Consider the following 13,414-nt stretch of genomic DNA (forward strand, 5'->3'; position numbering starts at 1 on the left):
GTTCATACCCTCGATTGTGGCGCGCTGCGGTACCCGCACCGAGCGCCCCTTGCGGCTCACTCTTTCTTGTGTTCCGGCTTCGGCCGCTCGCCTGGATGGCTTCCTGGCGATGGCCGGACGGCTTGCCTTTGGGGCGGTTGCGCGTGTCCGGCAAACCGCTCGGGCGGGCGCTGCGCATGCTGGGCTGCCTGCTGGACATTGGTCTGCTTGGCGGCTTCGATCCGCCCGTCGCTGACGCGCGACATACGTTGAGCCTCCGGCAACGCCGCTGGACTCGCGCCCGCTTGCCGATGCTCCGGTTCCGGCCGCTGCAAGGATGCTGCCGACGGTGCCGACGGTGCCGACGGTGCCGATGGTGTGCCGATGGCAGGTGCAGGCCGAACCACCTGCGCTGCGGGCAGGGCGACGGGTGTCCGGCCGGACATGAAGGCGGCAACCGGTTTCGTGCTCACCGGAACCGGCGCTTCGAGGCGCATCACCGGCGGCAGTGCAGCCGCGAGATGCGCAGCCGCCGGCACTGCCGCTTCAAACGGTTTTCCGCTTGCAGTGGCAGCGGCCGGCGCCGTCACCATGTAATTGCGTGTGTTGGCAACGTTCGTCACGTTGGTCGTGTTCGTCACGTTGTTTGTCACGTTATTGGTGACGTTGTTGTTGTTGATCGTCGTGTTTTGAATCCGCATGCCGACGTTGGTGACCGGCGGTGCGCTCGTCACCACGGCCGGCGGCGTACCGATGGGCGCGGGCACGATGAGGCCCGGCCTCGAACCGGGCGGCGGCGGCACGAACACGCCCTGTGGACCGATTGGAGGTAGCCCCGCGACGACGCCCACCCCGAGAGCGGCGAAGGCAATCGAAATCCCGAGCGGCGGCGGCACGAACCGCAATCCCGGGGCCGACCAATAGCCGGAAACAAACAGGACCGCGTTGTCGCGATGCTCGTAGTACGGCTGGACCCAGCCATAGCCCAATTGCGGCGGTGCCATCCAGCGCCCGGCAGACCAGACCCAACGGTCGTGCCAATCCCAGTAACCGCCGGTCCACACCGCCATCGGAAACGGCGAAAGCGGGGGCACTTCGACCAGCATTGCCGGCGGCGCCCAGCTGACGGCGATCGGTTCCGGCTGCACCATCGGAGGGTCGATGTAGACGCTGATCACTGGCGTCACCACAGGCGACGAATAGGCCACTGCAGCCGGTGGAAGCGGACTCATGTAGACCGGCGGCGGCCGAACGACGACGTAGCGCGGCGGTGGCGCAGGCGGCGCGACGCAGCCGGCGACCAGGGTCGCGAGGCACATGGCAGCCACACAGATGGACGGCGAGACGATGTTTTTTTTCATGAGAACGTGGCACTCGGAAAGCAGCGGTTGGGCCTTGGAAGCCAAAGGGCTACGTCATGGAAGGACGCGCCTTTGAGGTCGGGTGCCCGGTCTGCCGGGCACCTCTCGACTCACTTGCCGATCTGGGCGCTGACGCCGTTCTCTTGCTGGTTCAGGGTACGTTGGTCCAGCTTCGTGATGTGGCCGCCATCCTGCCGCGCCATGGCATGTTCTTCGCGGCGAATCTGCCGATCTTCTTTGTGCAGCGTGGCTGCTTGGCCCTTGCTGATCTCGCCACTTTTCACTTCGTTGTGGATGCGCCGGTCCTGGTGATTCAGGCGCGCGTTGACTTCGGTACGGCGCGGGTGTGCGTGCTGCCACGGTGTCTCTGCCATCGCGCCGACAGTGAAGGTGGCAGCGCCGAAGGCGACCACAGCGAAGGCGAACGTAGTGCGATTGAACATTGGAAGTCCTGAAAGGTTGCATGAAACCGAGCGGTCTCATGCGCTTACAACGTCGATCGAAAATGGCCTGTTGACGTGCGAAGAAATCTATTTCGCAAAAGGCGACGAACATTGAAAGCCGATTGCAAGGTCACGACGTCAGCGGTCACGACGCAAGTGCAGTGCGACCGCAGCATCGGGTCGCCGCAGCGCACCGTCAGACCGAACGAATCGGCTCTCCTTCGTACGAACTAGACACGTCGATTAATGCGGCCTCCATGTGACACGGACCGCGCATGAGGACATCATTCGACGAATCGACCCTTGGAGCTGCTCGCTCTCGAACCATGAACCTCCGACCCATTTCGACGAAAGGCACAGCAACATCCGTCCGCCTTGAGGACGGGCACGATGACTTCACGGACCTGTTCGAGGAGGCTCCCATTCCGTATGTGCATGAGGCGATGGACTCGCGCTTTATCCGCGCCAATCGCGCGGCCAGATCGTTGCTTGGCGTCGAGCCCGCGGAAGTGACGAGCACCTACGGAAGATCACTGATCGCTGACACGCTTGAGAGCCAGCAGGAACTGGACAACGCGTTCGCATCCATCCGCGAAGGCGGGCAGGTTTCGGGCATCGTGCTGGAACTCAGACGCAAGGACGACGGTCGTCCGATATGGGTCGAATGGTCTTCCCGGCCCGCGCCGAATGGGCTCTACACGCGCACGATGCTGGTCGACATCACACATCGCGTGCTGATCGAGCAGACCAAGGCTGCACTCGAGTTCTCGCTGGAGTCGGGACAGGTAGGGGATTGGGACCTGGACCTTGTTCGCAACACATCGCGACGGTCCCTGCGGCACGATCGTTGTTTCGGCTATACCCAACCGGTGCCAGATATCGAATGGGGCGCAGACACGTTTTTCAAGCACGTCCACGAACAGGATCGCGAGAGCGTGGAGAGCACGATGCGCGAGGCTGTGGCGGCACTACGCGACTGGAGTGCGGAATTCCGCGTGGTCTGGGCAGACGGCAGCATCCACTGGCTCGTCGCCAAGGGCAACATCTATCGCACGACGGCCAATGGGCGCGCTGCGCGGATGCTCGGCGTGGTGATGGACATCACCGACCGCAAGCGGTCGGAAGAGGCGCTCGCAGCGTCGGAGCGACTCGCACGCGGCCAGGTCGACGCGCTGACAACGACGATCGAGGCGCTGGCAACGGAGGCTGATCCGGAGCGGCTGCTGGAACACGTGCTGTCCACGATCACCATGCAATTGGGCGCACACAGCTGCGGCGTATGGCGCAAGAACGAGCCTGACGGGCAGGTGCGTTTTGAATCTTCCTACGAAAAGGGCAGGCTCTTCACGTCTTCCGATCCTTCACTGACAACCGCCAGCCTGACGCTGCCCGTCGACGACGCAATGCCCTGGTCTGCAGTGCTTCGTACCGGCAGCCCGGGGATCATGGAAGACATCCGTGAACTGCGCGACTTCCCCTGGCGAGCGCGGCTCATCGAGCTCGGCGTGGTCACGATCCTGGTGATCCCCATGTCGATCGGAAGTCGGGTCGACGGCGCGGTGGGCATCCGGTTCACCAGCCGGCGCAGCTTCGGGGCACAGGAGATCGAACTGGCGCAGGCGCTGGTCAACCAGGCGATGCTGTCCATGCAACTGACGAAGCTGTCGGCACAAAGCCGCGAGGCCGCGGTGATCGCAGAGCGCAACAGGATGGCGCGGGACATCCACGACACGCTGGCACAGGGCCTGACCGGCGTCATCGTTCAGCTGGAAGCGGCGGCCGATGCACAGGCCCGCGGTCTGATGGTGGAGACCGACACGCACATCGCCCGGGCGAGCGGCATGGCTCGCGAGAGCCTCACCGAGGCCCGCCGATCGGTGCGCGCGCTGCGCCCGATCGAGCTCGACGACGGGAATCTGTGCGACGCGCTCGAAGCACTGATCCGCAAGATGACTGCCGGCACGACGGTGAACGCAGCTTTCGCACTGGAAGGAACGCCGGCCAAGCTGCCTTCCGAATGGGAAGACAACTTGCTGCGCGCCGTCAAGGAGGTGCTCACCAACGTACTGCGGCATTCACACGCGAGCGACTTCAATGCCCGCATTGCCTTCAAGTCGTCCGAAGTCCAACTCGATCTGCGTGATAACGGCTGCGGCTTCGATCCTGACGGCAAATTCGACGGCTTCGGCCTCTTGGGCGTTCACGAGCGTGTGGCAACCATGCGGGGCCGGCTTTCGCTCAAGAGTCGCCTCGGACAAGGCACTCACTATTCGATCTCGGTGCCACTGGATTCCAAACCGCAGGGCTCCCGATGAACACGATCCGGGTCCTCATCGCCGATGACCATGTGACTGTGCGTGAAGGCCTGGCGGCGATCATCGGCCGACAGGCCGACATGACCGTCGTCGCCGAAGCTGCGAACGGCGAGACCGCCGTCCAGCTGTGGCGCGAGCACCGGCCCGATGTCACGCTGCTCGACTTGCGCATGCCTCACCTCGACGGGGTGGGCGCCATCGACGAGATACGCCGTGGCGACGCGAATGCGCGCATTCTGGTGCTGACCACATTCGATACCGACAACGAGATCTCTCGCGCCATCAAGGCCGGTGCCAGGGGCTACCTGTTGAAGGATGCTCCACGCGAGGACTTGCTGAGTTTCATCCGTCGTGTGCACGCGGGCGAAACCTGCATTCCTCCCGCGCTGGTCGCCAAGCTCGCCGCGGGGCTCAGCGACGAGCCCCTTACACGGCGCGAGCTGGATGTGTTGACCATGCTCGCGCGCGGCAAGAGCAACAAGGAGATCGGCTCCGCCTTGTCCATCTCCGAGACGACCGTGAAGTCGCACATGCGCGGCATCTTCGCGAAGCTCAACGTGCTGAGCCGTACCGAGGCAGTCGCCACCGCCGGTCGCAGGGGCATCGTCGAAATCTGACGACGTCGCGCGCTGGCGTCCATCGCCTCTCGTTCTTTCGATGGAGACCGCTGCAGTCCCGCGGACGGGATTGAAATCCATTCGTGCGTGTCTGGCGCCCAGGCCATGTGCGACAGAGACTTCCTGCACCGGTCTCCCGTTGCAGGGGCCGACAACCCCCGAAGGAAATCCACATGCGCAAAGTCTTCTTTCTCTTCGCCGTTGCCTTCGCCGCGACCGTGCTGGTCTCTCATGCAAAGGCTGACGTCAAACCCTTTCCGGCGAGCTTCCACAACCAACGCATCACCACCAACGGTGCCACGCTGCATGTGCGGACAGGCGGTACCGGCCCCGCAGTCGTGCTGCTCCACGGCTATGGTGAAACCGGCGACATGTGGGAGCCGCTGGCGGCGCGACTGGTGCGCGACCACACGGTGATCGTGCCCGACCTGCGCGGCATGGGCCTGTCGGACCATCCGCCCGGCGGCTACGACAAGAAGACACAGGGGCAGGACATTGCGGGCGTGCTCGACGTACTCAAGGTGGGCAAGGTGGACGTGGTCGGTCATGACATCGGCAACATGGTGGCCTATGCCTTCGTGGCCGAGCATCCCGAGCGTGTGACCCGGCTGGTACTGATGGACGCACCTGTCCCGGGCATCGGGCCGTGGGACGAGATCCTGAAGAACCCGCTGCTCTGGCATTTCCGCTTCGGCGGTCCCGACATGGAGCGGTTGGTCAAAGGCCGCGAGCGCATCTATCTGGACCGGTTCTGGAACGACTTCTCCGCCGACCCGAAGAAGTTCGATGAAGCTTCGAGACGCCATTACGCAAAGCTCTATGCCCGGCCGGGCGCGATGCACTCCGGGTTCGAGCAGTTCCACGCCTTCGACCAGGACGCGATCGACAACAAGGTGTACCTCGCCAAAGGTCCGCTGACCATGCCGGTGCTTGCCATCGGCGGCGAAAAATCATTCGGCACGACGATGGCGAGCGTGGTCCGCTTTGCCGCGACCAACGTGCAGGGCGTCGTCATCCCGGCTTCCGGGCATTGGCTGATGGAGGAGCAACCCGAGGCAACCGTTGCTGCGATCCTCGGCTTTCTTCAATAACCCGGATCTCACCCCTTCCAAACGCAACCCAACCACCAGGAGTTAGCCATGACCTCTCCTAAGACAATCCGCGACCCGTTGACAGACCAGATGCTGACCCCGCAAAACGCTTCACTCGTGATCATCGACTTCCAGCCGGTGCAGGTCGGCTCCATCACCTCGATGGATCGCCGCATGCTCGTCGCCAACGTCACCGCGGTGGCGCGTACCGCCAAGCTGTATGGCCTGCCAATCGTGTTGTCGACGGTCAACGTAGAGACTGGCCGTAACCAACCGACGATTCATCAGATCATGGAAGTGCTGGGCGATGTTCGGGCGATCGACCGCACATCGATCAATGCGTGGGAAGACGAAGAGTTCGTTGCCGCGGTCAAGGCGACCGGACGCAAGAAGCTCATCATGGTGGCGCTGTGGACCGAGGTCTGCCTTGTGTTTCCGGCGCTCGACGCGATGAAAGCAGGATTCGAGGTCTACCCGGTCGTGGACGCGGTGGGAGGCACCTCTGAGGAGGCGCACCGTGCCGGGCTTCAGCGCCTGCTACAGGCGGGAGCCCAGCCGACGAGTTGGGTCCAGCTCATCTGCGAACTACAGCGCGACTGGAACCGGGAAGCGACCGTGCCGGGGTTCGCCGACATCGTGTTCGCAGTCGAAGGACACTGACCGACTTTTCCGCTAGATCGCGCGAGCCCGCGTCAACACGTAGTCTTGATGCACGATGTTTTCGTCGTAGTACGGCTCTGCCATGGCATCGAACTCAAGCCGAACCGAAGCAAGCTTTTCCGGCTCGCCGGCAAGCCGCTCGATCAGCTTCTGCAACGGCCCGATCGTGCGCTCCATCGAAAGCCGGTAGTGCGACAGGCTGAGTGCCGGATACGCCATGACGCCTCGCTCGAAGAAAGGCGCATCGAAGCGAGCACCGAGGCGCTCGGCGATCACCGCCAGATTGCCCCATTGCGGCGGCGGCGCTGAACCCGAGGGCTGCGGCGGCGAATTGCGTCCGACGAACGCGAACATGCGGCCCACCATGTGCTCCGGCGGCCAGGTCGCGAAGGCGATGCGGCCGCCAGGCTTCAGCACGCGACGCATCTCGGCGATAGCGACCTCGGGCCGTGGCGCGAACATGTGGCCGAACTGGCTCAGCACGACATCGAAGCTTGCGTCCGCATAGGGCAACTGCTCCGCGTCCCCCTCGGTCCATTCGATCTCTTCGTGGCCAGCGATGCGTGCGTTTTCATGCGCCTGTGCGAGCAGTTCAGGCGTCAGGTCGAGCGCCTTGACGCGCGCACCCGCGCGTGCCGCGGTGATGGCTGCAACACCGGTGCCGGTGGCGACATCCAGCACCTCCTCGCCAGGGGCGATGGCCGCGAATTTGACGAGGTGCGCTGCCACCGGCGTGGTGCTGGTCGCGGTTGGCCCGAACGACGCCCACATCTCTCGCTGGCGTTTTTTGAGTTCGGCAAAAGGGTCGTGGTCCATGCGGTCCTCCGTGTAATCCGTCGGAAAGACTGTATGCCTTGCAACGGTGAAGGCAAGACCCGAAAAGGCCTATGCCTATCCTTTCACGGTCGCGTTCGCGGCCACCACCGCCGGCACATCCCACCCCCCACCCAACGCCTTGATCAGCCCCACCGTCGCCTGGTACTGCGCCGCCTTCACTTGCAGAGCGAGCCGCCGATTGCGCAACTCGCTGCGCCGCGCGTCGAGCAGGTCGAGCTGGCTCACGTAGCCATTGCGGTAGCGCGAGTCGGACAGCACCGTCGCGCGGCGCGACGAAGCTACCGCCCTCGCCTGCACGTCCGATTGCTCCTGCAACAGGCGCAGCGACGCGAGTTGGTCTTCGACCTCGCGAAAGGCCACGAGCACCTGCTCGCGGTAGCTCGCCAGTGCACCGTCGAGTTGCGCCGATGCGCCCAGCACGCCGGCCTCGCGGCGACCGCCGTCGAGCAGCGGCAACGACAGCAACGCGCCGATGCCCCACGAGCGCGCCGACCACTTGAAGAGATCGCTCAAATCAGAAGAGGCATAGCCGCCACCGCCGGTCAGCGCGATGGTCGGGAACCATGCAGTCTTGGCGACGCCGAGGCGAGCCTGTGCGGCTTCCATGCTGCGCTGCGCCGCCGCGATGTCTGGGCGCCGTTCGAGCACGGTCGACGGCAAGCCGACTGGGATCGCCGGCAACGCTGTCGACCACTCGCCACTGTGCATGGCGAAGTTGGAGGCGACGTCGCCGGTGAGCACCGCCAGCGCGTGTTCGAGCAATGCGCGTTGGCGGTCGAGCGCCAGCGCATCGGACTCGGTTGCTGCCACTTCGGTCTGCACGCGGGCGACATCGAGTTCGGCCAGGTCGCCGGCCTTGAAGCGCCGCTCGGTGAGTCGCAGCGTGTCGGCATAGGCATCCACCTGCTCGCGCACCAGAGCACGTTCGGCATCGAGCGCACGCACCGACAGATAGGTCTGCGCCGTCTCGGCTTGCACCAGCAAACGTGCGCTTTGCAGCAGCGCCTCGCGTGACTGCGCATCGAGCGACGCCGCGTTGCTGGCGCCCGACAGCTTGCCGAACAGATCGACTTCATACGACACGCTGGCCCCGGCATTCAACAGCGTGGAAGGCTTGTTGCTCAGGTTGCGATCGATGCCGGCTTGTCGGCTCGCACCGGCACCCAGGCCGACCTGCACCGAGCGATCTGCATCGACGGTGCGTGCCAGTGCGCGTGCCTCACCGAGCCGCGCAGCCGCTTGCTGCACGCTGGTGTTGTTGACGGCGGCGCGCTCGACGAGCTCGTCGAGCACCGGGTCGTTGAACGCGACCCACCAGTTGCCTGCGGCCTGCGCAGGCGCTGCGTTGGTTGTCACCGCAGCGGCGCCCTTGGCGGTCTGTTCCTTGAACTGCACCGGCGTCGTGATGCCGGTCGACACTTCACCGGTCGACGCGCAGCCCGCGAGCACCAATGCAGCCACGAGTGGCAGTAGCGCGGTGCGCAGCGGGCGAGCGAAATACGAGAAATTGCTTGTCATGATGAATCTCCTTCTGGTCGCAGTAACGCGGCCCTTATTCGTGCGACCGATGCGGCGCAGCAGGCTGCGCATGCAGGCTGCCTCCACCACCAAGCACTGCGGGCGGTGCCTGTGAAGGTGAAGGCGACGGCGACATCGTTCCTTCGCCGTGCTGCGTCAACGGCCTGTTGCCCGCCAGCCGGCGCAGCACCACGTAGAAGACAGGCGTCAGGAACAGGCCGAAAGCCGTCACGCCGATCATTCCGGCGAACACCGCCACGCCCATCGCCTTGCGCATTTCGGAGCCGGCGCCGGTCGACAGAACCAGCGGCAGCACACCCATGACGAAGGCCAGCGACGTCATCAGAATCGGGCGCAACCGCAGCCGGCTGGCCTCTATGGCGGCCTGGATCGGAGTGCGCCCTGCAAACTCAAGCTCGCGTGCGAACTCCACGATCAGGATGGCGTTCTTGGCGCTCAACCCGACCAGCACGATCAGCCCGATCTGCGTGAAGACGTTGTTGTCACCCCCCGATATCCAGACGCCCGTCATCGCGGCGAGCAGGCCCATCGGCACGATCAGGATGATCGCGATCGGCAGCGTCAGGCTTTCGTATTGCGCGGCGAGCACCAGGAACACCAGCAGGATCGACAGCGGGAACACGAGGAACGCAGAGTTGCCGGCCAGGATCTCCTGGTACGTCAGCTCGGTCCACTCGAAGCTGATGCCCTTGGGCAGCGTCTCGGCCGCTATGCGCGCGACGGTGTCTTGCGCCTGGCCCGACGAATAGCCGGGCGCCGGTCCGCCGTTGACGTCTGCAGCAAGGTAGCCGTTGTAGCGCATGGCGCGCTCGGGCCCGAAGCTCGAGTTGACCCTCATCAACGCCGACAACGGCACCATCTCGCCCGAGTTGGAGCGCACTTTCAACAGACCCACGTCTTCGGCACGCGCACGGTACGGCGCGTCGGCCTGCACCCGCACGCTGTAAGTACGGCCGAACTTGTTGAAGTCGTTCGCGTACAGGCTGCCGAGGTAGATCTGCATGGTGTCGAAGATGTCCGTCACCGGCACGCCGAGCTGGCGAGCCTTGGTGCGGTCGATGTCCGCGTAGAGCTGCGGCACATTGACCTGCCAGCTGGTGAACATGCCGGCCAGTTCAGGTGCTTGCGAGGCCTTGCCCATGAACGCCTTCACGGCCTTGTCCATCTCGTCGTAGCCGAGCGAGGCACGGTCTTCGATCTGCATCTTGAAGCCGCCCGTGGTGCCAAGACCTGCCACCGGCGGCGGCGGGAACATCACGATGAAGGCGTCCTGGATGCCGGCGAACTGCTGGTTGAGCTGGCCCGCGACCGCGCCGCCGCTCTGATCGACGCGCTTGCGTTGGTCGAAAGGCTTCAGCGTGACGAACACCACGCCCGAGTTCGAGCTGTTGGTGAAACCGTTGATCGACAGGCCCGGGAACGCGATCGCGTCTTCCACGTTCGGATTCTTCTTGACGATGTCGCCCATGCGATGGATCACGTCTTCGGTGCGATCGAGCGTGGCCCCGTCTGGCAGTTGCGCGAAACCGATCAGGTACTGCTTGTCTTGCGCCGGCACGAAACCGCTCGGCACCGCCTTAAACAGGCCGAAGGTCACGCCGATCAGCGCGAGGTAGATCACCAGCATGATCGTCTTACGTGAGATCACGCCTTTGACGCCACCGCTGTAAGCCTCGGAGCCACGATGGAACAGCTTGTTGAAGCCGCGGAACAACCAGCCGAGGTAGCGGTCCATGCCGCGCGTCAGCGCGTCCTTCGGCTGGTCGTGGCCGCGCAGCAGCAGTGCTGCGAGCGCCGGAGACAGCGTCAGCGAGTTGATGGCGGAGATCACCGTCGAGATCGCGATGGTCACCGCGAACTGGCGATAGAACTGGCCCGTCAAGCCGCTGATGAAAGCCAGCGGCACGAACACCGCGACCAGCACCAGCGCGATGGCGATGATGGGCCCCGACACTTCGCGCATCGCCTTGTACGTCGCCTCGCGCGGACTCAGTCCTGCCTCGATGTTTCGCTCGACGTTTTCCACCACCACGATGGCGTCGTCGACCACGATGCCGATCGCCAGCACCAGCCCGAAAAGGCTCAGCGCGTTGATCGAGAAGCCCAGCACATGCAGCACGGCGAAGGTGCCGATGACCGACACCGGCACCGCCAGCAACGGGATGATCGATGCACGCCAGGTCTGCAGGAACAGGATCACCACCAGCACCACCAGCGCGATGGCTTCGAGCAACGTGTGGATGACCGATTCGATCGAGGCCCGCACAAACTGCGTCGGGTCGTAGGCGATGCGGTACTCGACACCTTCGGGCATCGCCTTGGCGATATCGTCCATCGTCTTGCGCACGTTGGACGAAATGTCGAGCGCGTTGGAACCCGGCGCCTGGAACACGCCCATGCCGACCGCGGCGTCGTTGTTGAGCAGAGAACGCAGCGAGTAGTCGGCGGCGCCCATTTCAAGGCGACCGATGTCGCGCAGGCGGGTCACGGCGCCATCGGCACCGCTCTTCACGATGATGTCGCCGAACTCTTCTTCGCTTTGCAGGCGGCCTTGAGCGTTGATCGACAACTGCATGTCGACGCCCGAAAGCCCCGGCGATGCGCCGACCACACCGGCTGCGGCCTGGATGTTCTGGCTGCGGATGGCGGCCACCACGTCGCTGGCCGACAGGTTGCGCTGCGCCACCTTCTGCGGGTCGAGCCAGACGCGCATGGAGTACTCCCCACCACCGAAGATCTGCACCTGGCCGACGCCGTCGATGCGGGCCAGCCGGTCTTTGACGTTCAGCACCGCGTAGTTGCGCAGGTAGTTGATGTCGTAGCGGTTGTTGGGCGAGACGAGGTGAACCACCATCGTCAGATCAGGCGCACTCTTGATCGTGGTGATGCCGAGTCGGCGCACTTCTTCGGGCAACCTCGGTTCGGCTTGCGAGACGCGGTTCTGCACCAGTTGCTGTGCCTTGTCCGGGTCGGTGCCGAGCTTGAAGGTGACCGTCAGCGTCATCACGCCATCGGTTGTCGCCTGGCTGCCCATGTAGAGCATGCCTTCGACGCCGTTGATCGATTCCTCGAGCGGCGTGGCCACGGTTTCAGCAATCACCTTCGGATTGGCACCTGGATACTGTGCGCGCACCACCACCGACGGTGGCGCGACTTCAGGGTATTCGGAGATGGGCAGACCGCGTAGCGCGATCAGCCCGGCGATGACCATCAACACCGACAGAACGCCGGCGAAGATCGGTCGATCGATAAAGAACTTCGATAGATTCATGATGCTTCTCCTCCGTCCTGGATCAGGACTTTTCAGCCTGTGCGACACGCTCAGGCTTGGCCTGCGAAGGCGCTTCGTTCTTGGCGTCCATCGTCACGATCTGCGGCGTCACCAACGCGCCGGGGCGAATGTGCTGGAGACCGTTGACAACCACGCGTTCGCCGGGCTTCAGGCCCTTGCTCACGACGCGCAGGCCGTTGTTCGACGCGCCCAGCGTCACTTCGCGGTACTCGGCCTTGTTGTCGGCGCCGATCACCATCACGAACTTCTTGCTCTGGTCGGTGCCGATGGCGCGCTCGCTCACCAGCATCGCCTTGTCGGTGCGCGCCTGACCCATCCGGATGCGGGCGAACTGGCCCGGCATCAACGCGCCGTCGGCGTTGTCGAAGGCAGCACGCACGCGCACCGTGCCGCTCTTGGCATCGACCTGGTTGTCGATGAGTTGCAGCTTGCCGAGCCACGGCGTGCCGTCGCTGGCCGCCGTGCCCATCTCCACCGGAATTTTCTCGATCGACCCGCGCGCGCTGCTGCCAGCGGTAGCGACGTCTTTGAGCGCGCGCACGATCACGCCTTCATCGGCGTCGAAGCTTGCATAGATCGGGCTGACCGACACCAGCGTGGTGAGCACCGGCGCACCAGGGCCGGCGGCCACCAGATTTCCGACGGTCACTTCGAGCTTGCCGATGCGACCCGACACCGGCGCGCGCACTTGCGTGTAGCCCAGGCTCAGCTTGGCGGTCTGCAGCGAGGCTTGCGCCGCGCGCAGGTTGGCATCGGCTTCATTGCGGGTGTTGGCACGCTCTTCGAACTCACGTTGCGCGATGGCTTGTTCTTCCCACAGGCGTTTGGCGCGGGCCTGCTCGCTGGCAGCCTGCGATACGCGGGCCTGCGCCGCTGCGACTTGCGCCGCCGCACGCTCGACGTCGGCTGCATACGGCGCGGGGTCGATGGTGATGAGCAGATCGCCCGCCTTCACCAGCGCGCCTTCTCGGAAGTGCGAGGCTTGCACGGCACCCGCGACACGCGAGCGCACATCGACGCGTTCGACCGCTTCAAGCCGGCCCGAGAACTCGTTCCAGCCAGCCACGTCGCTTTCGGTCACGGCAGCGACCGACACCGGAATGCCCTGCGGCACGACGGCCACCGGCACGTTGCCGGCCTCGGCCTTGAGATACGGCAAACCCAATGCCGCCGCGGCGATGGCGAGCAATGCGGTCAGGCCGGTGACGGTCGGCCAGAGACCCTTTCGGGCCAGCGAAGAAAGTTCGGTTTTAGACATGATGAATTCGTCCTCTTAATGA

General features: G+C 64.4%; 10 protein-coding genes. 4 read left to right on the top strand and 6 right to left on the bottom strand.

The genetic code is table 11. From position 1 onward, the window contains the following. Positions 1–56 precede the first annotated feature (56 nt). Both RCH10_RS12275 and RCH10_RS12280 read right to left on the bottom strand, forming a co-directional pair. Positions 57–1,340 carry a hypothetical protein gene (locus RCH10_RS12275; RefSeq protein ID WP_409052565.1) on the bottom strand — a complete coding sequence of 428 codons (1,284 nt, stop codon included), beginning with the start codon at positions 1,338–1,340 and terminating at the stop codon, positions 57–59. Between the two features lie 110 nt (positions 1,341–1,450). Further along, positions 1,451–1,714: a hypothetical protein gene (locus RCH10_RS12280; RefSeq protein ID WP_409052671.1), complete on the bottom strand. Its 264-nt coding sequence runs from the start codon at positions 1,712–1,714 to the stop codon at positions 1,451–1,453. A 395-nt stretch (positions 1,715–2,109) separates the two neighbouring features. Between RCH10_RS12280 and RCH10_RS12285 the strand changes: the two genes are divergently transcribed. The 4 genes from RCH10_RS12285 to RCH10_RS12300 all read left to right on the top strand — a co-directional run bounded on the left by RCH10_RS12285 (position 2,110) and on the right by RCH10_RS12300 (position 6,466). Beyond that, positions 2,110–4,098, top strand: a complete 1,989-nt coding sequence (locus RCH10_RS12285) for a PAS domain-containing protein (protein WP_409052566.1) — start codon at positions 2,110–2,112, stop codon at positions 4,096–4,098. After that, complete coding sequence (locus tag RCH10_RS12290; RefSeq protein ID WP_323495026.1) at positions 4,095–4,715, top strand: response regulator transcription factor; 621 nt, start codon at positions 4,095–4,097, stop codon at positions 4,713–4,715. Before RCH10_RS12285 ends, RCH10_RS12290 begins: the two co-directional genes overlap by 4 nt. Positions 4,716–4,888: 173 nt before the next feature. Beyond that, a complete protein-coding gene (locus RCH10_RS12295; RefSeq protein ID WP_409052567.1) occupies positions 4,889–5,806 on the top strand; it encodes an alpha/beta fold hydrolase in 918 nt (305 codons plus the stop codon). Positions 5,807–5,854: 48 nt separating this feature from the next. Continuing rightward, complete coding sequence (locus RCH10_RS12300) at positions 5,855–6,466, top strand: hydrolase (RefSeq protein ID WP_409052568.1); 612 nt, start codon at positions 5,855–5,857, stop codon at positions 6,464–6,466. A 12-nt stretch (positions 6,467–6,478) separates the two neighbouring features. Here the strand turns inward: RCH10_RS12300 and RCH10_RS12305 are convergent, their stop codons facing one another. The 4 genes from RCH10_RS12305 to RCH10_RS12320 form a co-directional block, all read right to left on the bottom strand. Continuing rightward, the gene (locus RCH10_RS12305; protein ID WP_323500705.1) at positions 6,479–7,282 is read right to left on the bottom strand and encodes a class I SAM-dependent methyltransferase; all 804 of its coding nucleotides are present in this window, start codon (positions 7,280–7,282) and stop codon (positions 6,479–6,481) included. A gap of 75 nt (positions 7,283–7,357) precedes the next feature. Further along, entirely contained in the window at positions 7,358–8,821 is a 1,464-nt protein-coding gene (locus RCH10_RS12310; RefSeq protein WP_409052569.1) for an efflux transporter outer membrane subunit, read from the bottom strand. 34 nt (positions 8,822–8,855) lie between these two features. Then, positions 8,856–12,113, bottom strand: a complete 3,258-nt coding sequence (locus RCH10_RS12315; protein ID WP_409052570.1) for an efflux RND transporter permease subunit — start codon at positions 12,111–12,113, stop codon at positions 8,856–8,858. Between the two features lie 22 nt (positions 12,114–12,135). Continuing rightward, the gene (locus tag RCH10_RS12320) at positions 12,136–13,392 is read right to left on the bottom strand and encodes an efflux RND transporter periplasmic adaptor subunit (protein ID WP_409052571.1); all 1,257 of its coding nucleotides are present in this window, start codon (positions 13,390–13,392) and stop codon (positions 12,136–12,138) included. Positions 13,393–13,414: the final 22 nt, after the last annotated feature.

This window comes from Variovorax sp. GrIS 2.14 (assembly GCF_046115955.1).
GTDB lineage: Bacteria > Pseudomonadota > Gammaproteobacteria > Burkholderiales > Burkholderiaceae_C > Variovorax.

Bases quoted from the DNA above. Each gene is read 5' to 3' on its own strand.
- RCH10_RS12275 (WP_409052565.1), bottom strand. From the start codon at position 1,340: ATGAAAAAAAACATCGTCTCGCCGTCCATCTGTGTGGCTGCCATGTGC.
- RCH10_RS12280 (WP_409052671.1), bottom strand. From the start codon at position 1,714: ATGGCAGAGACACCGTGGCAGCACGCACACCCGCGCCGTACCGAAGTC.
- RCH10_RS12285 (WP_409052566.1), top strand. From the start codon at position 2,110: ATGAACCTCCGACCCATTTCGACGAAAGGCACAGCAACATCCGTCCGC.
- RCH10_RS12290 (WP_323495026.1), top strand. From the start codon at position 4,095: ATGAACACGATCCGGGTCCTCATCGCCGATGACCATGTGACTGTGCGT.
- RCH10_RS12295 (WP_409052567.1), top strand. From the start codon at position 4,889: ATGCGCAAAGTCTTCTTTCTCTTCGCCGTTGCCTTCGCCGCGACCGTG.
- RCH10_RS12300 (WP_409052568.1), top strand. From the start codon at position 5,855: ATGACCTCTCCTAAGACAATCCGCGACCCGTTGACAGACCAGATGCTG.
- RCH10_RS12305 (WP_323500705.1), bottom strand. From the start codon at position 7,282: ATGGACCACGACCCTTTTGCCGAACTCAAAAAACGCCAGCGAGAGATG.
- RCH10_RS12310 (WP_409052569.1), bottom strand. From the start codon at position 8,821: ATGACAAGCAATTTCTCGTATTTCGCTCGCCCGCTGCGCACCGCGCTA.
- RCH10_RS12315 (WP_409052570.1), bottom strand. From the start codon at position 12,113: ATGAATCTATCGAAGTTCTTTATCGATCGACCGATCTTCGCCGGCGTT.
- RCH10_RS12320 (WP_409052571.1), bottom strand. From the start codon at position 13,392: ATGTCTAAAACCGAACTTTCTTCGCTGGCCCGAAAGGGTCTCTGGCCG.